The sequence below is a fragment of the Streptomyces sp. V3I8 genome (assembly GCF_030817535.1).
Taxonomy (GTDB): Bacteria; Actinomycetota; Actinomycetes; order Streptomycetales; family Streptomycetaceae; genus Streptomyces.
In genome coordinates this window covers 1,637,035-1,657,512 of record NZ_JAUSZL010000002.1, presented here as the reverse complement: position 1 = coordinate 1,657,512, position 20,478 = coordinate 1,637,035, and the positions used below count along the sequence as shown (strand labels likewise).

18 protein-coding genes and 1 tRNA gene are annotated in these 20,478 nt (G+C 69.9%); 10 read left to right on the top strand and 9 right to left on the bottom strand.

Going from position 1 to position 20,478, the window contains the following annotated elements; genetic code table 11:
* Positions 1–73: 73 nt before the first annotated feature.
* Positions 74–1,249, top strand: a complete 1,176-nt coding sequence (locus QFZ75_RS07290; RefSeq protein WP_307534825.1) for a sugar phosphate isomerase/epimerase — start codon at positions 74–76, stop codon at positions 1,247–1,249.
* Between the two features lie 175 nt (positions 1,250–1,424).
* On the opposite strand, the gene QFZ75_RS07285 is transcribed toward QFZ75_RS07290, so the two are convergent.
* The 4 genes from QFZ75_RS07285 to QFZ75_RS07270 form a co-directional block, all read right to left on the bottom strand.
* Complete coding sequence (locus tag QFZ75_RS07285) at positions 1,425–2,813, bottom strand: OFA family MFS transporter (RefSeq protein WP_307534824.1); 1,389 nt, start codon at positions 2,811–2,813, stop codon at positions 1,425–1,427.
* A 124-nt stretch (positions 2,814–2,937) separates the two neighbouring features.
* Positions 2,938–5,082 (bottom strand): acetate--CoA ligase family protein, encoded by a 2,145-nt coding sequence (locus tag QFZ75_RS07280; protein WP_307534823.1) that lies wholly within the window; start codon positions 5,080–5,082, stop codon positions 2,938–2,940.
* 3 nt (positions 5,083–5,085) lie between these two features.
* Positions 5,086–6,372 (bottom strand): formyl-CoA transferase, encoded by a 1,287-nt coding sequence (frc, locus tag QFZ75_RS07275; RefSeq protein ID WP_307534821.1) that lies wholly within the window; start codon positions 6,370–6,372, stop codon positions 5,086–5,088.
* A 10-nt stretch (positions 6,373–6,382) separates the two neighbouring features.
* Positions 6,383–8,068, bottom strand: coding sequence for a thiamine pyrophosphate-binding protein (locus QFZ75_RS07270; RefSeq protein WP_307534819.1), 1,686 nt, complete (start codon positions 8,066–8,068; stop codon positions 6,383–6,385).
* A 187-nt stretch (positions 8,069–8,255) separates the two neighbouring features.
* On the opposite strand from QFZ75_RS07270, the gene sucC reads away from it, so the two are divergent.
* From sucC to QFZ75_RS07245, 5 genes are all read left to right on the top strand, one after another.
* Positions 8,256–9,386, top strand: coding sequence for an ADP-forming succinate--CoA ligase subunit beta (gene sucC, locus QFZ75_RS07265; protein WP_307534818.1), 1,131 nt, complete (start codon positions 8,256–8,258; stop codon positions 9,384–9,386).
* Between the two features lie 11 nt (positions 9,387–9,397).
* Positions 9,398–10,309 (top strand): succinate--CoA ligase subunit alpha, encoded by a 912-nt coding sequence (sucD, locus tag QFZ75_RS07260; protein ID WP_307534816.1) that lies wholly within the window; start codon positions 9,398–9,400, stop codon positions 10,307–10,309.
* 146 nt (positions 10,310–10,455) lie between these two features.
* The gene (locus QFZ75_RS07255; RefSeq protein WP_307534815.1) at positions 10,456–12,021 is read left to right on the top strand and encodes an aldehyde dehydrogenase family protein; all 1,566 of its coding nucleotides are present in this window, start codon (positions 10,456–10,458) and stop codon (positions 12,019–12,021) included.
* Between the two features lie 186 nt (positions 12,022–12,207).
* Positions 12,208–12,292, top strand: a tRNA-Leu gene (locus tag QFZ75_RS07250).
* Between the two features lie 56 nt (positions 12,293–12,348).
* On the top strand, positions 12,349–12,546 hold the full coding sequence (locus tag QFZ75_RS07245; RefSeq protein WP_307534814.1) for a hypothetical protein: 198 nt from the start codon (positions 12,349–12,351) through the stop codon (positions 12,544–12,546).
* A gap of 24 nt (positions 12,547–12,570) precedes the next feature.
* Here QFZ75_RS07245 and QFZ75_RS07240 read toward each other — a convergent pair whose 3' ends face one another.
* A complete protein-coding gene (locus QFZ75_RS07240; RefSeq protein ID WP_307534812.1) occupies positions 12,571–12,774 on the bottom strand; it encodes a DUF397 domain-containing protein in 204 nt (67 codons plus the stop codon).
* Entirely contained in the window at positions 12,771–13,634 is an 864-nt protein-coding gene (locus QFZ75_RS07235) for a helix-turn-helix transcriptional regulator (protein WP_307534811.1), read from the bottom strand. Before QFZ75_RS07235 ends, QFZ75_RS07240 begins: the two co-directional genes overlap by 4 nt.
* A gap of 193 nt (positions 13,635–13,827) precedes the next feature.
* Between QFZ75_RS07235 and QFZ75_RS07230 the strand changes: the two genes are divergently transcribed.
* Positions 13,828–14,268, top strand: a complete 441-nt coding sequence (locus QFZ75_RS07230) for an ATP-binding protein (protein ID WP_307534810.1) — start codon at positions 13,828–13,830, stop codon at positions 14,266–14,268.
* A 66-nt stretch (positions 14,269–14,334) separates the two neighbouring features.
* Here the strand turns inward: QFZ75_RS07230 and QFZ75_RS07225 are convergent, their stop codons facing one another.
* Together QFZ75_RS07225 and QFZ75_RS07220 are read right to left on the bottom strand one after the other, a co-directional pair.
* On the bottom strand, positions 14,335–14,463 hold the full coding sequence (locus tag QFZ75_RS07225; RefSeq protein WP_307534808.1) for a hypothetical protein: 129 nt from the start codon (positions 14,461–14,463) through the stop codon (positions 14,335–14,337).
* Between the two features lie 216 nt (positions 14,464–14,679).
* Positions 14,680–15,771 carry a DUF5954 family protein gene (locus tag QFZ75_RS07220; RefSeq protein WP_307534807.1) on the bottom strand — a complete coding sequence of 364 codons (1,092 nt, stop codon included), beginning with the start codon at positions 15,769–15,771 and terminating at the stop codon, positions 14,680–14,682.
* A 234-nt stretch (positions 15,772–16,005) separates the two neighbouring features.
* On the opposite strand from QFZ75_RS07220, the gene QFZ75_RS07215 reads away from it, so the two are divergent.
* Positions 16,006–17,205, top strand: a complete 1,200-nt coding sequence (locus QFZ75_RS07215) for a hypothetical protein (protein ID WP_307534806.1) — start codon at positions 16,006–16,008, stop codon at positions 17,203–17,205.
* A 932-nt stretch (positions 17,206–18,137) separates the two neighbouring features.
* Here the strand turns inward: QFZ75_RS07215 and QFZ75_RS07210 are convergent.
* Positions 18,138–19,049, bottom strand: coding sequence for a hypothetical protein (locus QFZ75_RS07210; protein ID WP_307534804.1), 912 nt, complete (start codon positions 19,047–19,049; stop codon positions 18,138–18,140).
* 162 nt (positions 19,050–19,211) lie between these two features.
* On the opposite strand from QFZ75_RS07210, the gene QFZ75_RS07205 reads away from it, so the two are divergent.
* Positions 19,212–19,607 (top strand): hypothetical protein, encoded by a 396-nt coding sequence (locus QFZ75_RS07205; protein ID WP_307534803.1) that lies wholly within the window; start codon positions 19,212–19,214, stop codon positions 19,605–19,607.
* Between the two features lie 158 nt (positions 19,608–19,765).
* A complete protein-coding gene (locus QFZ75_RS07200) occupies positions 19,766–20,476 on the top strand; it encodes a response regulator transcription factor (protein WP_307534802.1) in 711 nt (236 codons plus the stop codon).
* Positions 20,477–20,478 lie beyond the last annotated feature (2 nt).

The window sequence follows — 20,478 nt, the reverse complement described above, 5'->3', positions numbered from 1 at the left end:
CGCACGACACGGCACCCGCCGAGGCCGGACACCTACCGCACCCGGTCGGACACCTACCCGAAAGAGAGACACCGTGACCGCGTTCAACGACGAATCCGGAACCGGCGACGCCCTGCGTCGCACCCTCGGCGTCAACCGCCGCAGCTTCCTCAGCACCTGCACGGCCGTCGCCGCCGGCGCGGTCGCCGCCCCGGTGCTCGGCGCCTCACCCGCCCTGGCGCAGGACCGGGGCAGAGGTCACGGTCACGGCCACGACCACGGCCGGGGCCACGTCCTCGTCCCGCCGGGCAAGCGCGGCATCATCCTCTACACCGTCCGCGACGCCACGGCACGCGACCCGCTCGCCTCGGACCTGCCCTCCGGCTTCCGCGAGGTCTTCAAGCAGCTGGCCCGCCACGGATACCGCCAGGTGGAGTTCGCCGGCTACAACCAGCACGCCAACGCGCCCGGCGGCGCCAGCCTGGAGTCGGCCGCGGGCGCCAAGCTGCTCCGCTCCTGGCTCGACGACTACGGACTGCGCGCCCAGGGCAACCACGGTTTCATACCGCCCTCCTGGCCGCTGAGCAGCACCGACCTGGACACCTTCAAGAAGCACCTGGAGATCGCCAACATCCTCGGCATGGACCACATGGGCACCGGCGGCGACCCCACCGGCAGCTCCTACCGGGCCGACTGGGACGTGGCGGCCGACAAGTGGAACGCGCTGGGTGCGATCGCCCGCCGCGAGGGCATCAAGCTGTACACGCACAACCACGACGCGGCCTACGGCTTCCTGCTCGACGGGGGACCGCTGGACGACCAGGGCCGGCCCACCCGAAGCTCCGGCATCCGCAAGCTGGAGTACTTCCTCAAGGTCACCGACCCGAAGCTGGTCTGGCTGGAGATGGACATCTTCTGGGCGCACGTCGCCCAGTACAAGTTCCACACCTACACCGCCCACGACGGCTCCACCCGCGAGAAGGTCTTCGACCCGGCCGGGCTCGTCGCCCGCCACAACAAGCGCTACCCGCTGTTCCACGCCAAGGACGGTGTCGTGAGCACCACCAACGGCATGGGCTACGACATGGTGCCCTTCGGAACGGGCGTCATCGACTACACCACGTTCTTCTCACGGGTCGGGGAGCGGAACTACCACAATCCGATGGTCGAGGACGACAACTCGCCCAGCGCCACCGACCCCGCGCAGTCGCTGCGCGAGGCCAAGATCAGTTACGACAACCTGGCGGCCCTCCGCTCGAAGCGCCACTGAACCAGGACACACCACGGGCGGTCCTTCCCACACCGTGTGGGAAGGACCGCCGTCGTTCTCGAGGACTCGAAGCGGATCGCGGGGATCCCCAGGACGCCGGGGACAGGGATGGGGACGGGGACGGGGACTGGGACGAGTGCGGGGACGGGGACGAGTGCGGCGTGGACGGTACGGCTCAGGCCATCTCCTCCCCGATCGGATGCGGGTTGGGCACGACGCGCTTGGCACCGGGCCGGCCGGGCGCGCGGAGGAAGAGCGCCAGCACCGCGGAAGCGAGACCGATGCTGCCGGCCAGCGCGAAGGCGCCTCCGTAGCCCCAGGAACTCACCACGACGGCTCCCACACCCGAGCCGACGAGACCCGAGATGAGCTTGGAGCTGTAGACCATGCCGTAGTTGGAGGCGTTGTTGTTCTCCCCGAAGTAGTCCGCCGTCATGGCCGCGAACAGGGGGAAGATCGCACCGCCGCCGAAACCGGAGACCATCGAGCAGATCAGGAAGAACGGCATCGAGCCCATGTTGCCGGAGAAGAACACGCCGAACTGCGAGCAGCCGAGGACGACGCAGACGATGACGAGGGTGTTCCGGCGGCCGTAGCGGTCCGAGATCCAGCCGATGACACCCCGTCCGGTGCCGTTGACGATGGCCTTGAGCGACATGGCCGTGGCCACGATGCCGCCCGCGAAGCCCATCTCCTTTCCGAAGGGGACCTGCATGGCGATGCCGAAGATGTTGATGCCGGCCGTGCACAGCAGGCAGAACCACATCATCCACAGCACAGGCGTCCTGGCCGCCTCGCGCGGTGTGTACTGCTTGACCGCCGGCGGGTTCTTCGCCAGTGCCCGCACGACCCGCGGGTCGGTCGACGTCTTCAGCGGGTCGACGTCTCCGGGCCACCAGTTCTTCGGCGGGTCCTTGAAGAACCAGCCGGCCGAGGCGACGACCGCGCAGCAGATCACGCCGACCATGACCAGTACCGTCTTGTAGTTGGACAGGTCCATGTACGAGGTGAACAGGAACACGAAGGGCACGGAGCCGTAGGCGAAACCGCCGTTGACCATGCCGGTCTTGCCGCCCTTGCGCTCCGGGTACCACTTGCCGACCATGTTCACGCAGGTCGCGTAGACGAGTCCGGCGCCGATGCCGCTGAACATGCCGAAACCTATGTAGGCGACGATCACGTGCGGCGCGAACGCCAGCGAGAGGTAGCCCAGGAGCGTGCCGAGTGCGCCGAGCATCATGGCGTACCGCGCGGGCAGCCGTCCGCTCTCGCGCAGCTGGCCGGCCGGGAAGGCCACGGCCGCCTGGAAGAAGATCCAGACGCCCATCAGCCAGAAGATGTGCCCACTGTTCCAGAGGTGGGCGTCGTGCAGTGTCTCCTCGGCGGAGGTGAACGCGTACTCCGAGGAGCTGATGCCCATCATGCCGATCCAGGGGAAGAGCACCATGGTCCAGCGTGGTCGCCCCATGATGTCCCGGTCGGTCTCTCCGAGCCGGTACAGGCGGCCGTTGCGGTCCGTCACCTCCCTGTAGGGGACGGATGTCGTGATGTCGGTGGTGGTCATGTCGTGTAGCACCCCTCGCGTCGAAAGATCTGGCCAGCGCCCCCTGTCCAAATGCCTTTCGTGTGCGCACGGGTCCCGGGGCGGGCCGACGCGCACCGTCGGCCCGCCCCCGCACGGGGTCACGTCATGAACCGCCTCCCAGCAACCCGGCCGCCCGGGCCCACCGGTACTTCGCGCCGAGCACCGCCACCGGCTTCTCGGTCGTGTACGGGTAGGCCACGACCCCGTGCTCGAAGAGGTACTGGCAGGCCTCCTCGACCTCCACGTCGCCCGCCAGCGACGCCACGACGGGCTTCTCGATCCCGCGCTCCCTGAACTCGGCCACCACGCGCGCGGTGAGCTCGGCGAAGACCATGGGAGGGGTCACGATGGTGTGCCAGTAGCCGAGGACCAGCGCGTGGATCCGCGGGTCCTCGAGACCCAGCCGGATCGTCGCCTCGTACGTCGACGGCGGTTCGCCACCCGTGATGTCCACGGGGTTGCCGGCGGCTCCGAAGGGCGGGATGAACGTCCTGAAGGACGCGTCCAGGTCCGGCGGGATCTCCATCAGGGACAGGCCGTTGTCGGTCACCGCGTCGGACAGCAGCACGCCGCTGCCGCCGGCGCCCGTGATGATCACGATGTTGTCGCCCCGCGGCGCCGGAAGCACCGGCAACGCGCGCGCGTACTCCAGCATCTCGTTCAGGCCGGGCGCCCGGATGACCCCGGCCTGCTTGAGGATGTCCTCGTACACGGCGTCGTCGCCCGCGAGGGCGCCCGTGTGCGAGCCGGCGGCCCTGGCCCCGGCCGCCGTACGGCCCGCCTTGAGGACGATCACCGGCTTCTTGGGGACGGTTGCCCGGGCGGCCTCCACGAAGGCGCGCCCGTCCTTGAGGTCCTCCAGGTGCATGGCGATGCACTTCGTGTTGGGGTCCTCGCCGAACCAGGTCAGCAGGTCGTCCTCGTCGAGGTCCGACTTGTTGCCGAGCCCCACGATCGCGGAGACACCCGTCTTCGTGGTGCGCGCGAACCCCAGGATGGCCATGCCGATGCCACCGGACTGCGAGGTGAGGGCGACGCCGCCCTTGACGTCGTAGGGCGTGCAGAACGTGGCGCACAGGTCGTGCCACGTCGAGTAGTAGCCGTAGATGTTCGGCCCGAGCAGCCGCACGCCGTACCGCTCGCCGATGGCCACGAGCTCGTCCTGGAGCCCCTGCTCACCGGTCTCCGCGAACCCGGAGGGGATCAGTACGGCGTTGGGGATCCCCTTGCGGCCCACCTCCTCCAGGGCCGCGGCCACGAACTTGGCCGGGATGGCGAAGACCGCCACATCCACCTCACCGGGAACGTCGGTGACACTCTTGTACGCCTTGCGGCCGAGAATGTCATCGGCCCGGGGGTTCACCGGATGGATCTCTCCGGAGAAACCGCCGTCGACGAGGTTGCGCATGACAGAGTTGCCGATCTTGCCCTGCTCGTTGGAGGCGCCGATCACGGCCACCGACGAGGGCTGCATCAGCCGGCGCATCGAGACCAGGATCTCGTCGCGGCCGTACTTGCGGCGGGGCTTCGGCACCGACTCGGCGAGGATGACCCGGATGTCCGCGGCCATCGCGCCCTCCGGGGTGGCGATCACCGGGTTCAGGTCCACCTCGGCGATCTCCGGGAAGTCCGAGACCAGTTCGGAGACCCGGCGGATCTGCTCGGCGACCGCCCACCGGTCCACCGCCGGCGCGCCCCGCACCCCGCGCAGGATCTCGGCCGCCCGGATCGAGTCCAGCATCGACAGCGCCTCGTCCGGATCGACGGGCGCCAGCCGGAACGTGACGTCCTTCAGGACCTCGACCAGCACACCGCCCAGCCCGAACGCCACGACCTTCCCGAACGTCGGGTCGGTCACCGCGCCGACGATGACCTCCTGCCCCTGGGGCAGCAGTTCCTGCACCTGTACGCCCTCGATGCGGGCCTTCGCGTCGTAGGCCCGGGCGTTGTCGATGATCTTGTGGAAGGCGGCGCGTACGTCCGCAGCCCCCTCCACGCCGACGATCACACCGCCCGCGTCGGTCTTGTGCAGGATGTCCGGGGAGACGATCTTCATCACGACGGGACCGCCGAAGCGCGCCGCGTACGCGACCGCCTCGTCGACGTCGGTCGCCAGCTCCTCACCGGGGACGGCGATCGCGTACGCGTCGGCGACCACCTTGCCCTCGGGCGCGGTCAGCGCCGTCCGTCCTGAAGCCCGTACGGAGTCGAGGAGCGCACGCACCCTCAGCACCCGGTCTTCGGCCATCAATCAGATCACTCCGTTCGACTTGAGCAGGCGCAGTTCCTCGTCGCCGAGCCCGAGCTCGCCGACGTACACCTCTTCGTTGTGCTCGCCGAGCAGCGGCGAACTGGTCACGTCCACGGGCGAGTCGGAGAGCTTCAGCGGGCTGCCCACGGTCACGAAGTCGCCGCGCTCGGGGTGCGGCACCGTCACGACCATGTCGTTGGCGATCAGCGAACGGTCCTCGATGATCTCCTTGGTGGAGAGGATCGGGCCGCACGGGATGTTGCGGGCGTTGAGCTGCTCCAGCACCTGCAGCTTCGGGAGCGTGGACGACCACTCCTCGATCAGCTGGAACATCTTGGTGAGCTGCGGCAGGCGTGCCTCCGGGGTCGCCCACTCGGGGTCGTCCGCCAGCTCCGGCCGGCCGATGAGCTCGGTGATCGGCCGCCAGCCGACGGGCTGCACGATGACGTACACGTAGTCGTTGGGGCCGCCCCGCGCGCACTTGACGGCCCAGCCGGGCTGGCCGCCGCCGGACGCGTTCCCGGACCTGGGAACCTCGTCGCCGAAGTCGTCGTTGGGATATTCAGCCAGCGGCCCGTGCCCGAGGCGCTGCTGGTCCCGCAGTTTCACCCGGCACAGATTCAGCACGGCGTGCTGCATCGCCACGTTCACCCGCTGCCCGCGCCCGGTGTTCTCCCGCTGGAACAGGGCGGCGAGGATCGCGGCCACCGCGTGGATGCCCGTGCCCGAGTCACCGATCTGGGCCCCCGTCGCCAGCGGCGGCCCGTCCTCGAAACCGGTGGTCGACATCGACCCGCCCATGGCCTGTGCGACGACCTCGTACGCCTTGAAGTTGGTGTACGGGCCGTCCCCGAACCCCTTGATGGAGGCGTAGACGATCCGCGGATTGATCTCCTGGATGCGGTCCCAGGTGAAGCCCATGCGGTCGACCGCGCCCGGTCCGAAGTTCTCGACCATGACGTCGGAGCGCCGGATCAGCTCGGTGAGGATCTCCTTGCCACGCTCGGTCTTGGTGTTGAGGGTGATGCTCCGCTTGTTGCAGTTGAGCATCGTGAAATAGAGGGAGTCGACGTCCGGCAGGTCACGCAGCTGCTTGCGCGTGATGTCCCCGGTCGGCGCCTCCAGCTTGACGACGTCCGCGCCGAGCCAGGCGAGCAGCTGGGTGGCGGAGGGACCGGACTGGACGTGCGTCATGTCGAGGACGCGGACGCCTTGGAGAGCCTTGGCCGAGGTCGCCGATGCCGCTGTGGTCGTCGTCGTGGCTGTCGTCGCTGTCGTTGCTGTCAACGGGCCCACCTCACTTGTACATCGTCTGGTTCATGGTTCCGGGGGCGTACGCGTCCGGGTCGACCCAGACGTTGATGAGCGACGGCTTGCCCGACTCACGGGCGCGCTGGAGCGCCGGGCCGATGTCGGCGGGGTCGCGGACCTCCTCGCCGTGACCGCCCAGCATCTGCGCGAACTTGTCGTAGTGGACGTCGCCGAGGGTGTTGCCGACCCGCTCGCGCTCCAGGCCGTACTTGGCGGCCTGGCCGTAGCGGATCTGGTTCATGGAGGAGTTGTTGCCGACGATGCCGACGAAGGGGAGGTCGTAGCGGACGAGGGTCTCGAAGTCCCAGCCGGTGAGGGAGAAGGCGCCGTCCCCGAAGAGGGCGACGACCTCCTTGTCGGGCCGTGCCTTCTTGGCGGCGAGCACGAAGGGGATGCCGACGCCGAGCGTGCCGAGCGGTCCCGGGTCCATCCAGTGCCCGGGTGACTTGGGCTGCACGACCTGACCGGAGAAGGTGACGATGTCGCCGCCGTCGCCGATGTAGATGGAGTCCTCGGTCAGGAAGTCGTTGATCTCGCTGACCAGCCGGTACGGGTGGATCGGCGAGGCGTCCGACTTCAGGCTCGGCAGCCGCTTCTCGATGGCGGTCTGCTCGGCGGCGCGCAGCTCGTCGAGCCACTCCTTGCGCCTGGACGCACCCCCGTTGAGGCGTCCGGAGGCGGCCTCGGCGACCGACTTCAGGACGAGCCCGGCGTCCCCGACGATGCCGAGGTCGATGTCCCGGTTCTTGCCGACGGTCCGGTAGTCGAGGTCGATCTGCACGACGGTCGCGTCCGGCGACAGCCGCTTGCCGTACCCCATGCGGAAGTCGAAGGGGGTGCCGACGATGACGATGACGTCGGCGTTGGAGAAGGCGTACCGGCGTGAGAGCTGGAAGTGGTGCGGGTCGCCGGGCGGCAGTGTGCCGCGTCCGGCGCCGTTCATGTAGGCGGGGATGTTGAGGGTGCGTACGAGGTCGATGGCGGAGGCGGTGCCGCGGGTCGTCCACACCTGGCTGCCCAGCAGGATCGCCGGCTTCTCGGCGTGCACGAGGAGGTCGGCGAGCTTCTCGACGGCCTCGGGGTCACCGGCCGAGCGGGTGGAGGCCCGGTACCGGCCGGCGGTGGGGATGCGGGCCTTGTCCACCGGCACCTTGGCGTCCAGGACGTCGCGCGGGATCTCCAGGAAGGACGGGCCGGGCGCCCCGTGGTAGCACTCGCGGAACGCCATGGACACCATGTCGGCGACCCGCGCGGTGTCCGGCACGGTCGCCGCGAACTTGGTGATCGGCGTCATCATGTCGACGTGCGGCAGGTCCTGCAGGGATCCCATCTTGTGCTGCGCGAGGGCTCCCTGGCCGCCGATCAGCAGCATCGGGGACTCCGCACGGAAGGCGTTGGCGACACCCGTCACGGCGTCGGTCGTGCCGGGCCCCGCGGTGACGACGGCGCAGCCGGGCTTGCCGGTGATGCGCGCGTAACCGTCGGCGGCGTGGGCGGCGACCTGCTCGTGGCGTACGTCGACCACCTCTATGCCTTCGTCGACGCAGCCGTCGTAGATGTCGATGATGTGGCCGCCGCAGAGCGTGTAGATGACCTCCACACCCTCCGCTTTGAGTGCCTTGGCGACCAGGTGCCCACCGGAGATGAGGTTCTGGCTGGTGTCGTCGGGCATGGCGAAGTCCTGTCCCTTCGTAGGGGATTGGGCGCGCGGAAACGCAGTTCGTACGGGGTGCGCGCACTGTTCGTGGATGCCGTCGCGGTACATTGCATACAGTCGACGAATACTGTATGAAGCTTGTTATCCCGCATCCGGTGGGTGGTGTCCAGGGGGCGTGCGGCACTTTTCAGAGGGAGCCGAGATGGACCTGTTCGAGCACCAGGCAAGGGAACTCTTCGAAGAACACGGCATCTTGGTGCCGCGGGCGGAGGTCACCGACTCACCCAAGGAGGCGCGCGGGATCGCCCGCAGGCTGGGCGGACGCGTCGTCGTCAAGGCCCAGGTCAAAACCGGCGGACGAGGCAAGGCGGGCGGTGTGAAGCTCGCCGCCGATCCCGCCGCCGCCGAGCTGACGGTGCGCCAGATGCTCGGCATGGACATCAAGGGCCACACCGTCGGCACAGTGATGCTGGCCCAACCGGTGGACATCGAGAGCGAGTTCTACGTCAGCTACGTACTCGACCGGGCAGCCGGCCGGTTCCTCGCCATCGCCTCGGCCGAGGGCGGCATGGACATCGAGGAGGTCGCCGCCACCCGGCCGGACGCCGTGGCACGCGTCCACATCGACCCGGCCGAGGGTGTCACCTCGGCGAAGGCCGCCGAGATCGCCGAAGCGGCCGGCCTGCCCCCGCGCACCGTCGACGTCCTGGTCAGGCTCTGGGACGTCCTCGTCCGCGAGGACGCCGTCCTCGTCGAGGTCAATCCCCTCGTCCGTACGGCTCAGGGGCAGATCCTCGCTCTCGACGGCAAGGTCACGCTCGACGACAACGCCCGTTTCCGGCAGTCCCGTTGGGGAGACCAGGAGTCGGCCCACGGCGACCCGCTGGAGGCGGCCGCCGCGGCCAAGGGCCTCAACTACGTGAAGCTGGACGGCGAGGTCGGCATCATCGGCAACGGCGCCGGCCTCGTCATGTCGACCCTCGACGTCGTCGCGGACTGCGGCGCGCGCCCCGCGAACTTCCTGGACATCGGCGGCGGAGCCTCCGCCCAGATCATGGCCGACGGCCTCTCCGTCATCCTCTCCGACCCGGCCGTCAGGTCGGTCTTCGTCAACGTCTTCGGCGGCATCACCGCCTGCGACGCGGTCGCCGACGGCATCGTGCAGGCCCTGGACACCGTCCGGTTGACCAAGCCCCTGGTCGTCCGGCTCGACGGCAACAACGCCGTCCGCGGCCGGGCGATCCTCGACGAACGCGCGCACCCCCTGATCCAGCAGGCCACCACCATGGACGGCGCCGCACGCCGCGCCGCACAACTCGCCGACGCAGTCTGAAGGAGCGGGACATGGCCATCTACCTCACCAAAGAGAGCAAGGTCCTCGTCCAGGGCATGACCGGCGGCGAGGGCATGAAGCACACCCGGCGCATGCTGGAGGCGGGCACCGACGTCGTCGGAGGCGTCAACCCGCGCAAGGCGGGCCGGAGCGTCGACTTCGACGACCGCGCCGTCCCCGTCTTCGGCTCGGTGCGCGAGGGCATCGAGGCGACCGGCGCCGACGTCAGTGTCGTCTTCGTGCCACCCGCCTTCGCCAGGGCGGCGGTCGTGGAGGCCGTCGACGCCGGCATCGCGCTCGCCGTCGTCATCACGGAGGGCATCCCGGTCCACGACTCGGTCGCCTTCACCACGTACGCGCGGACGAAGGGCACCCGGATCATCGGCCCCAACTGCCCCGGCCTGATCACCCCCGGCCAGGCCAACGCGGGCATCATCCCCGCCGACATCACCAAGCCCGGCCGCATCGGCCTGGTCTCCAAGTCCGGCACACTCACCTACCAGCTCATGTACGAGCTGCGGGACATCGGGTTCTCGACCTGCGTCGGCATCGGTGGCGACCCGGTCGTCGGCACCACCCACATCGACTGCCTCGCCGCCTTCCAGGACGATCCCGACACCGAGCTCATCGTCCTCATCGGGGAGATCGGCGGCGACGCGGAGGAGCGCGCCGCCGCGTACGTCCGCGACCACGTCACCAAGCCCGTCATCGGCTACATCGCCGGTTTCACCGCCCCCGAGGGCAGGACGATGGGCCACGCCGGCGCCATCGTGTCCGGCTCGTCGGGCACGGCCGGGGCCAAGAAGGAAGCCCTGGAGGCGGCGGGCGTACAGGTGGGCGGCACCCCGACCGAGACGGCCCGGCTGGTCCTGGCCCGCCTCGGAACCCGCCTCGAAACACGACGTGACGTCACTCATAGCTGACCTGCCGTGACTTACGGACGCCGCCCGGGCTCGCTAGCGTCCCCGGTACGACGTCCCCGTGCCGGGCACGCACCGTCAGTGCTCCGGTATGCGGGACGAGCCATGAACGACCGCCCCCGACTGTGCACCGAGAGCGGAGCAACCGAATGGCACCCACCCGTACGCCCACCCACAGCCCCACCCTCACCCTCAAGTCCCACACCTCGTGGACCGACGCCTGGCAGCGCTGTCTGACCGTCGCGCCCGAGGCGTTCCGGGACGACCGTGTCCTCAACCTCTGGGGCGCCGCCTGGCAGGCGGACGGCCGGGCGCTGCCCGCCACCAGCCCCGTCGACGGCAGTCCCGTCGCGGGCCCGCCGCGGCTGGACGGAGCCACGGCCCACCAGGCCGTCCGCGCCGCCCTCGACCACCACCGTGCCTGGCGGCACGTACCTCTCGACGAACGCCGGGCCCGCGTCGCGGCCACCCTCGACGCACTCACCGAACACCGCGAACTGCTCGCCCTCCTCCTCGTCTGGGAGATCGGCAAGCCCTGGCGCCTCGCGCAGGCCGACGTCGACCGGGCCATCGACGGTGTGCGCTGGTACGTCGACGGAATCGAGCCCATGGTCGCGGACCGGGTCCCGCTGGACGGGCCCGTGTCCAACATCGCGAGCTGGAACTACCCGATGAGCGTGCTCGTCCACGCGGTACTGGTACAGGCATTGGCGGGCAACGCGGTCATCGCCAAGGCCCCGACCGACGGCGGCGTCGCATGTCTCACCCTGGCCTGTGCGCTCGCCGCCCGCGAGGGGATCCCCGTCACCCTCGTCAGCGGCAGCGGACGTGAGCTGTCCCAGGCGCTCGTGCGCGCGCCCGAGATCGGCTGCGTCTCCTTCGTCGGCGGCCGCGACACGGGCGCCGCGGTGGCCACCGCCGTCGCCGACCTGGGCAAACGACACGTGCTGGAACAGGAGGGCCTGAACACCTGGGGCATCTGGAACCACACCGACTGGGACACGCTGACCGCCGTCATCCCGAAGTTGTTCGACTACGGCAAGCAGCGTTGCACGGCCTATCCGCGCTTCGTCGTCCAGCGTGAGCTGTTCGACGAGTTCCTGACCGCGTACCTCCCGGCGGTCCGGACCCTCCGCGTCGGCCATCCCCTGGCGGTCGAGCAGCCGGACGACCCGTACCCGCAGCTGGACTTCGGGCCGGTGATCAACGCGGCCAAGGCGAAGGAACTGCACGACCAGGTCGCCGAGGCGATCGACCGCGGCGCCGTCCCCCTGCACCGCGGCAAGCTCGCCGACGCCCGCTTCCTGCCCGGCCAGGACACCTCGGCGTACGTCCAGCCGGTCACGATCCTGAACCCGCCCCCGTCCTCCCCGCTGCACCACGCGGAACCCTTCGGCCCGGTCGACACCATCGTCCTGGTCGACACGGAGGCGGAGCTGCTCGCCGCCATGAACGCGTCGAACGGCGCGCTGGTCGCCACCCTGTCCACGGACGACGAGGCCACGTACGACCGCCTGGCCCCGCAGATCCGCGCCTTCAAGGTCGGCCACGGGAGGCCCCGGTCCCGGGGCGACCGCGACGAGCTCTTCGGCGGCTTCGGCGCGTCCTGGCGGGGCGCGTTCGTGGGCGGGGACCTGCTGGTCCGCGCGGTCACGCAGGGCCCGGCGGGGGAGCGGCTGCCGGGGAACTTCCCGGAGTACCACCTGATGCCGTGACGGAGCGCCGTCCGGGCACCCCGGGGTGACAGTCTTCTCACGCAGAGTTACGCCCTGGAGCCCCTCTCCGCGCCCCGTGCGGCACCCCGCCGGGGCGCGGAAACGCAGGTGAAAGCCACTCCGAAAGCTTGGTATTGTTGTCCATGTCGCCCCGGGGAACACTCCCGTCCAGGCGGCAGACACCTGGTCCGGGTGGCGGAATGGCAGACGCGCTAGCTTGAGGTGCTAGTGCCCTTTAACGGGCGTGGGGGTTCAAGTCCCCCCTCGGACACAACCATCGAAGATGCGCATTGAGGGCCTCGACCTTAGGGTCGTGGCCCTTTTTCCGTGCCGGTCAACGCGTTTCCGCCCAAGCGCGGACAGGGCGGGCGTCCGGGCCAGGAAGAGAACTTGCACGGCACCTGCCGCCCCAAGGACCTCATCCTCGACGCCTACGACCTTATGGCCGCGGCCCGTGAAACCGGCGGCGCGTATCAGACGCTGCTGGACCCGCCGCCGGGCAAGGGCCCACGCCAGACGGCCTGAGCGTGGAGCTGACGGGCGGGGCGGTCAGCTCGACCGGTCCCGCCCGAGGCCGGTGACGAACCCGGCCCACGTGGCGCGGGCGAAAGCGAGTTGCGGGCCGCCGCGCTCCTTCGAGTCGCGTACGTGGATCGCGGTCTGGCCGGCAGCTATCTCGACGCACTCGCCGCCTTCGCCACTGCTGTACGTGCTCTTGAACCACTGGAGCTGTGTGGGCTGTTCGGTGGTCATTGATCTCCCAGCAACTTCTCGATCAAAGCCAGGGACTCGTTCGGTGTGAGGGCCTGGGCGCGGATACTGCCGTAGCGCGCGGCCAGCATACGTACCTCTTCCGGGTCCGTCACGAGGCGGCTGACGTTCTGTACCTCCACATACCCGACCTGTGGTTTCCCTTTCGGCGTGAGCAGAGTGAAGGGGCCGCCCAGACTTGGATGATCCTCGCGGTCAGTAGGCATGATCTGAAGTTCCACGTTACGGAGCGAGGCCACCTGGCGCAGCCGCTGCATCTGTTCGCCCTGTACACGCGAACCGCCAGTAGGTCTCTGAAGCACTGACTCCTCGATGGTGAATGTCACGAGGGGCGGTGGCCAGCCTGTGAGGATCCCCTGTCTGGCCAACCGAGCCGCTACTCGTTGCTCAATGGTCTCCTCGTCGAGCAACGGTCGGCGACTGGTGAACACCGCCTGGGCATGTCCTTGGGTCTGTAGGAGGCCTGGCAGCGCGAGCGCCGCGTAGTAGTGCAGCTCAACCGCCTCCGCCTCCAGCCGCGCATAATCCCGGAACCACTCCGGATGCCGCACCCGTCTCCGGGACTTCGCCCGCTCCACGTCCTCCGCCGTCACCGCCAACAGGCCGCCGCACCCGAGCAGATCGTCCACCGCCGTCAGGAACTCCGGCTGCGGAGTCCGACGGCCCCGCTCGACCGACGAGATCTGCTCCTCGCCGTAACCGACCCGCTGGCCCAGCTCCTTCTGGCTGAGTCCGGCCCGTTCCCGCGCGGTCTTGATCTGGCGTCCGACGGCACGGAAGAGGTCCGATGCCTCCTCCGTACCCTCCGACTCCCCGTCGCTCGTCTCAGGTCGACCCGCCATCGCGCACCACCGCTCTCGTCCTGGTCACCGGTCCCGCCGGAGTTCACCGACCGCCGGGTGCCCGAGGCCACGGCCGTACGCCCGTACAACCGCCACGGCCACCCGTACAGCTCGATCCGTACCGTCGGACAGTGACCCTCCGTACACTCTTCATCACTCCCCAGGGTAGGGCGGATCGGCCACGCTCTGTGACGTGAACAAGGAATCAGCCGCCGTGACCCACGAACCGCTCGTGCACACCGGCCACTTCAGTTTTAGCAGCCTCTTCGCCACCACCGAGTACGGGGCGCACGCGGTCCGCCACGACGCCGAACGCTGGCTCACCGACCGTCTGCCGCTCGCTGTCCCGGGCGGGGGAGCGGACGCCGACGCCGCGAGTCTCCTCATCGCCGAACTCACCGCGAACGCGGCCCTGCACGGCCGGGCCCGAGGGCGTGACGCCCGTCTGGACCTCGTGCTCGGCGCCGCGTCCCTTCTCATCGAGGTGACCGACGCCCGGGGTGACCGTCTCCCCGGGCGGTCTGCGGTGACGGCCGGGCGGGGTCTGCTCCTTGTCGAGTCCCTCGCCGACAGCTGGGGCACTCGCCCCTACCGCCCCTCCGGCAAGACGGTCTGGGCCACTCTCACGCTGTGACGGGTGGGGAAGCGGGCCGGAACCGACCGAGGTGCGTCCGGCCGCGCTTCGCCGTGACCGACAGTGTCAGTGCTCGTCCAGGCACGCGCACCACAGGGCGTACGCGCGGTCGGCCCCGTCCAGGGCGGCCCGGGTGCGCGGATCGGTGAACGAGCGGTCCGCGGCCCGTTCGACCACGTCGAGGAGGTGCGCCACGGACTTCTCGACGCGTTCCCGGTGGGTTCGTTGTCGGGTGCTGTTCAGTCGGGGGCGGTCCCAGAGGTCGGCGAGGCCGGAGCCGTCTCGGCCTTGGGCCGAGGCGGGTGCTTTTCGCTGTCCGCCTCCTGTCGCCGCGGGCGCGGACGGCCGGGCGATGGACCCGCAGTATCCGGAACCGGACTTCTCCTGTCGCCGCGCGCGTGGACGGCCGGTTCAGTGCGGCCCTCCGTCGTCCGGCCTGTCATCGCCGCCCGTGTTCATGCCGTCGGGCTCGGGCTGGATGACGCCGTGTTCGTCCAGGAGCGGGCGGATCCGCATCGGCTCGGTGGTCTCCGGGTCCGAGCGGCGGGGCGGCTCGGGGCCGTCGGGGCCGGTGCGCAGCATGCGTTCGACCCGGCAGATGCGGTAGGTGTCGCCCTGGACCGTCACCTCGTTCACGTGCGGTGCGAATTCCAGGCGTTCGGCGGCGCGTGCGTAGGCGTCGCAGGACGCGGCGTCCAGGTCGTACATGTCGGCCCAGGTCCCGGCCAGGCCGTTGTGGAGGACGCGGCGAGCGTCGTGCGGGGTCGGCTGGAGGCGGCCGACCGGCGTCCAGCCGGTCCCGGTGCGCTTGACGACGCCGAATCCGACCGGGAGCAGGACGAGTTCGGGGTGGTCGTGGACAGCCTGCCGGGATTCGGCACGTATGGCGGGCGGGACGTGCTCACCCTCGTAGGTGAAGTCCCGAAGGGCCTGGCGGTTGCCTTCGGCCATGACGCCGACCGACACCGTGGGATCGTCGATCAGGGCATCAAGGGGGTGGCCGATGTCGGGCAGGGTCTGGGCGCGGCCGGGCTGGTGGCGCCAGGAGCGGTCGGCTGGTTCGGGGTCGGTGGGGCGGGGCGGCTCCGGGCCCTCGGTCAGGCCGCAGCGAGCGTACTCGTCGCCGCGCACGACGCGGTAGCGGGTGCCGAGGACGGTGAGCTCGTCGATCCGGTCGCACTCCAGGAGGCGCACGGCCACGAGGAGTTCGCGGCGCTCGGCGACGGTGCCGGCCTCGTCCTTGGCCTGGAACCACAACAGCGAGTTGAGGGCGTCCCGGGCTTCTTGCGGGGTGCCGTCGGTGGCCTCGGACACCAGCCGCCAACAGGCACCGGGTTGCGGGCCGAGCGCGGCCACGCCGAACACCGGGCCGCGTGGCCACACATAGGGGTAGCGGCTTGAGGCGTCGAGTGCGTCAACCTCGCGGACCAGGGCCACCGGGTCGTCCCTGTGCAGCAGTTCGACCGCGGCCCGTTCCATTCGTCGCTTCCAGTCATCACTCACGTACACATTGTTGCCGCGGGTGGCGTGCGGTGTCAGAGGGTTCACGAACATCACCCTCCGCTCCCTGCGCCCGGCCGTCGTGCACCATGGGCCCGACCGCCCATGCGGCGCGCAGGCGGACCGTCCGCGCTCCACCGACTGGGCCACCGACTGGGCCACCGTGCGTCGCAGTGCGGCCTCCGGGCCGCCCTCGCCTTCCGCACCCCCCCATGACCGTGAGTAGGGTGCGGGAGCGTGAGCGAGTACCAGTACTACGAGTTCCTGGCCGTCGACCGGCCGCTGACCCAGGACGAGCAGGCGCGGGTGCGGGCACTGTCGACGCGTGCGGAGATCACCTCGACACGGTTCGTCAACGAGTACCACTTCGGGGACTTCCACGGAAACACCACGAAGATGGCGGAGCAGTTCTACGACGCACACCTCTACTTCGCGAACTGGGGCTCGCGCCGTCTGCTGCTGCGGCTGCCCACCGCGGCCCTGGCCGAGAAGACGGTCGAGCCGTACACGTTGGAGGAGTCCCTCACCGTCCATGTCAAGGGAGGCTTCACCCTGGTCGATTTCTGTCTGGACGCAGCCGGGGACGGTGGGGCGGAGTACGAGGACTGGGACGCCATGGAGTCCTGGACGCTGGGGAGCTTCGCGCAACTGCGCGTCGATCTCGCCGCCGGGGACCTGCGGCCGCTGTATCTGGCGTGGTTGGCGGGCCTGCGGATGTGGGAGCTGGCCGAGGACGACGAGGAGGAGTACGTCCGCGCAGTGGAGCCGCCGGTGCCGGCCGGACTTGGTGAGTTGACAGGGCCGCAGCGGATGCTCGCCGACTTTCTGCGGGTGGACGAAGACCTGCTGGCCGTCGCAACCGAGGCCTCCGCCTCCCTCGCGGGTGCCGCCCCGGCCGACCAGGACAAGGCGCTGGCGGCGTTCGTCGCTGCCCTGCCCGTCGCGCAGAAGGAGGCTTTGCTGGTGGAGGTCGCCCTCGGCGGAGCGGCTCATGTGGGGCCACAACTGATGAGACGGTTCCGCGCCGCTCACGCTCGCGCCGACGACACCACTGCCCACGCACGCCGCAACGCCGCCGAGCTGCTCGACGCTGCTCACCGGCACCGCACCGGACGGATCGAGCGCGAACGGCGGGTCCGTGCGGCGGCACAGGAGGAGCGGCGTCTGGCAGCCGAGGAGCAGCGTGCCGCGCACCTGGACAAGGTCGCCACCGCCCCCGGACCGCTCTGGGAAGAGATCGACAACCTGATCGGGCAGAAGAAGCCCGCCGCCTACGACCGGGCGGTCACCCTTCTCACCGACCTCCGGGACGCAGCGGCCCGTACTTCCCAGGCGTCGGCCGACTACCACCGCCGAACCAGGGCGCTGCGCGAGGCCCACCGGGCCAAACCGGCGCTCATGGGCCGTTTGGACAAGATCGGTATTCCCCACCTCTGATCCGGGGCCCTGCCCATACGGGCCCGTACCGGTCCGGTCGCATGCTGGCTGGAAGGCCAGGCCGCGGGTGCCCCTCTCGTCCACCGGGTGCCGGCCGAACGGCGGGGGCGGCCCACGGTGTCCTTCGTCGCCGTCGCCTTGCCGACGGTGGCTGGTTCGGTGAAGGTGACCAGTTCGCGAGCTGTTGGGCAATCATGGTGTCGGGCATGAAGGGCCCTGTTTCCTGCGGGGATGAAACGGGTGAGGCGCGTGCGCATCGCGGGTGTTCCGGGCGGACATGGTCGACCGCGTGGGTGATCGGGATGGGCGGTGGTCGCTTGGCGGGTCGGTCGCGACCATGGAGGCTCGGATGCGGGCATGAGTCAAGCGGCGGCAGCCGATCGGTGTCGGCCCGGGTCAGAACGGTTCGTCGGGCGCTGCTGTCGGTGTCGAGGTGCCGAGGTGTCGGCGGACGGCGAGCCGCTCGTGGATCCGGGCTGCTGAGTGCGGACCGACGCGCAGCTCCTGGTGCTGTCGCTGGACACTGACGGCGTTTCGGCTGATGTCCAACCCGGAGAGCTGGTAGCTGAGTTCGGGAAGTGCGGGAGCCGCGGTAGCGGATCTCGTGGCGTAGCCGGATGTTGTGGCTGAGCTGACCGTCGCAGGCTGCCAGTATGCGCGTCGTCACGCGCGGCCCGGCCGGCTTCCAGTCGGCTGGAGCCTTCCCCGCGCGATTACGACCGTATCGCCAGTGGTCGAATCGCCCCTCGGACACTCTCAGTAGTGATGTGGACGAAGGTCCCGACCTGACGGTCGGGACCTTCGTCATGTGCACAGGACCTTTTCCACGGGATAACAGGCCCTTGGTGTATGTGCGCCTCTCAGTAATAACAGGCCCTTAGGGTCGATCCCTGAACGATCATCCAAAGAATTCGCACCAGCGGGAGGAGGAGTCAGTCGGGAGGTGCGGCGAGGGAAACGGGCGGGGTCTGGTCGAGGACGGCGCGGCGCAGTTGTTCCAGTTTCGGCGGCAGCAGGGTGGTCAGGTCGTAGCGGGCCCGGCCCGCACGGTAGCTGAGGAGCAGACCCTTTTCCTCCAGGGGCAGGCCGGGCGGGCGCAGGACGGCTCGGCCCTGCTGGTGAAGGGTGCCGTCGTGGTTGACGAACAGGCTCACCCACAGCCGGCTGGTGCCGTGGGCGCGGGCGACCAGCTCGGCGCGGACCGCGAGCCAGCGGTCCAGCGCGGCCCGGGTGAGGGGGGAGAGGGCGTACCAGACGTCGTCCGCCTGGTCGCCGCCGTTCTGGGGGCGCCGCTGTATGTACACCGCTGTGTGACCGGGGGTGAGGTGGGACAGGCGCAGCGCGGTCAGCTCCCCGGCGCGCGGGGCCGTGTCCAGGACCAGGGACAGGAGCGCGGTGAGTCGGGTGTGTCCCGGCGACATCGCGGTGGCGAGATCCTGGTCGAGACGGCGGCGCAGGGCGGTGAGGGTGCCGTGGTCGGGGGTGGGGCGAGGCGGGATCCGTCCCCCGCCGCCCAGGTGCAGCGGGGGCAGCCCGTGGGCGGCGCGCAGCAGGTGCAGGCATCTGTACCGGGCCGCGTTGGTGGCCTGTGAGGTGGGCGGACGGACGCCGTTCACCTGGCGCTCGCGCAGTGCCCCGGACTCGGCGAGGCGCAGGTAGGTGGTCAGCGCCTCCTTCTCCAGGAGGCGTCGCAGGCTGCGCCGGGCGCCCACCGGCAGCCCGCCCCGGTCCAGCGCCCGGTGCAGTTCCCCGCGGACCATGGCCAGTTGGCGCCGCCGCGCCTCGCCGACCCGCAGGTCGTCGAGGAGCGCGTCGAGCGTGGTGATCGAGGTGTACTCCGGCACGTACCCGATTGTCCCGTACGTGTGTCCCGTACGCGGCGCCGCGGTGGTGGGCCGGACCTGGACGGCGGACCCCCGCGGCCATGAGGGCGGTGAGTGGTTCCGCCGGGGATCCCGGGGTAGTGGGAACGGGGTCCCGACCCCTGATCCCGGACAGGAGCACCCGTGGACTGGCTGTTCATCGTGAAACCCGCGGATGCCTCCGCGGACGGCGGCTCCTCGGCGAAGGACCACATGCTGGCACTCGCCGAGACCGCGCCCCGCCGGGAGTGGTGCTTGTCCAGGTGGCGGCGCATGGCGCCTGGCGACCGCCTCTGGATCTACTTCGCCTCACCGGTACGGGAGATCGCGGCGGTGGCCGACATCGAGGACGAGCCGTACGAGGTGACCGGAAGTCCTCGCCAGCCGTGGAAGTTCACCGCGACCCTGAACCCGGCCGCGACCCGTCGGCTGCACCGCGACCCCGTGCCGCTGCACGTCCTGTCCAACCGGAACCCGCAGGGAGTCACCCGGGTGAAGGACGGCGATCTGGGGTTGCTGCTGGATCACGCGGGTCTGTGACGGCCTTTCCCGCGGGACCGGGCCGCGTTGACGACGCGGCGTGACGGTCCGCCGTTCAAAAGGAGTTCTACGCTGCAATCGAACGCTGATCATGACGGCGTGAGGTAGCGCTCCGTGAGCAACACCTCACGCCTGCCCGGGTGTGAGGATGAACCAGAATGGCCGAAGAGGTCCACGACACCGATACGTCCGTGGTGTTGATAGAGAGCATTCCCCTGGTCCTGAGCGGCTTGCGTTCCGCGCTCGAGGACGGCGGGATCAGCGTTGTCGCGGGGACCCATGACCCGCACGCCGGCGTCCAAGCGGTCCGGGAGGAGAAGCCCGACGTGGTCCTCGTCGACCTCGATCTGCCGGCCCACGCGGGGATCGGGCTGCTCCAGCGGCTGCGCAGGCAGGGCCCGGCACCGCGGCTGGTCGCGATGGTCTCCCCGGACCACGACGACGACAAACTGCTGCTGACGGCGCTGATGGCGGGGGCCACGGGCTACCTGCTCAAGAACACGCAGACGGCGGACCTGCTGCGCACCGTGCGCGCCGTGCGACGCGGGTACGTGACGCTGGGGCCGCGGTCCGGCAGCGAACTCTTCGCCCTGCTGAAGCGCCTGGCGGAGGCCGACGAGACACTCCCGTTCCCGGCCCTGACGAACCGGGAACGGGAAGTGCTGCGGCTGGTCTCGCTCGGCTACCGGAACCGCCGGATAGCCCAGGAACTGTTCATATCGGAGAAGACCGTACGCAACTACGTCTCCGCCATCCTGCCGAAGATCAACGTGTCGAACCGGCTGGAGGCCATCGTGTCCGCCCGGCTGACCGGCCTGGAAACGGCCTACCCGGACACGGGCGCCGCGAGGCCGGCGCCCGAACGGTGAAC

Bases quoted from the DNA above. Each gene is read 5' to 3' on its own strand.
- QFZ75_RS07285 (WP_307534824.1), bottom strand. From the start codon at position 2,813: ATGACCACCACCGACATCACGACATCCGTCCCCTACAGGGAGGTGACG.
- QFZ75_RS07280 (WP_307534823.1), bottom strand. From the start codon at position 5,082: ATGGCCGAAGACCGGGTGCTGAGGGTGCGTGCGCTCCTCGACTCCGTA.
- QFZ75_RS07270 (WP_307534819.1), bottom strand. From the start codon at position 8,068: ATGCCCGACGACACCAGCCAGAACCTCATCTCCGGTGGGCACCTGGTC.
- sucC (WP_307534818.1), top strand. From the start codon at position 8,256: ATGGACCTGTTCGAGCACCAGGCAAGGGAACTCTTCGAAGAACACGGC.
- sucD (WP_307534816.1), top strand. From the start codon at position 9,398: ATGGCCATCTACCTCACCAAAGAGAGCAAGGTCCTCGTCCAGGGCATG.
- QFZ75_RS07255 (WP_307534815.1), top strand. From the start codon at position 10,456: ATGGCACCCACCCGTACGCCCACCCACAGCCCCACCCTCACCCTCAAG.
- QFZ75_RS07240 (WP_307534812.1), bottom strand. From the start codon at position 12,774: ATGACCACCGAACAGCCCACACAGCTCCAGTGGTTCAAGAGCACGTAC.
- QFZ75_RS07235 (WP_307534811.1), bottom strand. From the start codon at position 13,634: ATGGCGGGTCGACCTGAGACGAGCGACGGGGAGTCGGAGGGTACGGAG.
- QFZ75_RS07200 (WP_307534802.1), top strand. From the start codon at position 19,766: ATGGCCGAAGAGGTCCACGACACCGATACGTCCGTGGTGTTGATAGAG.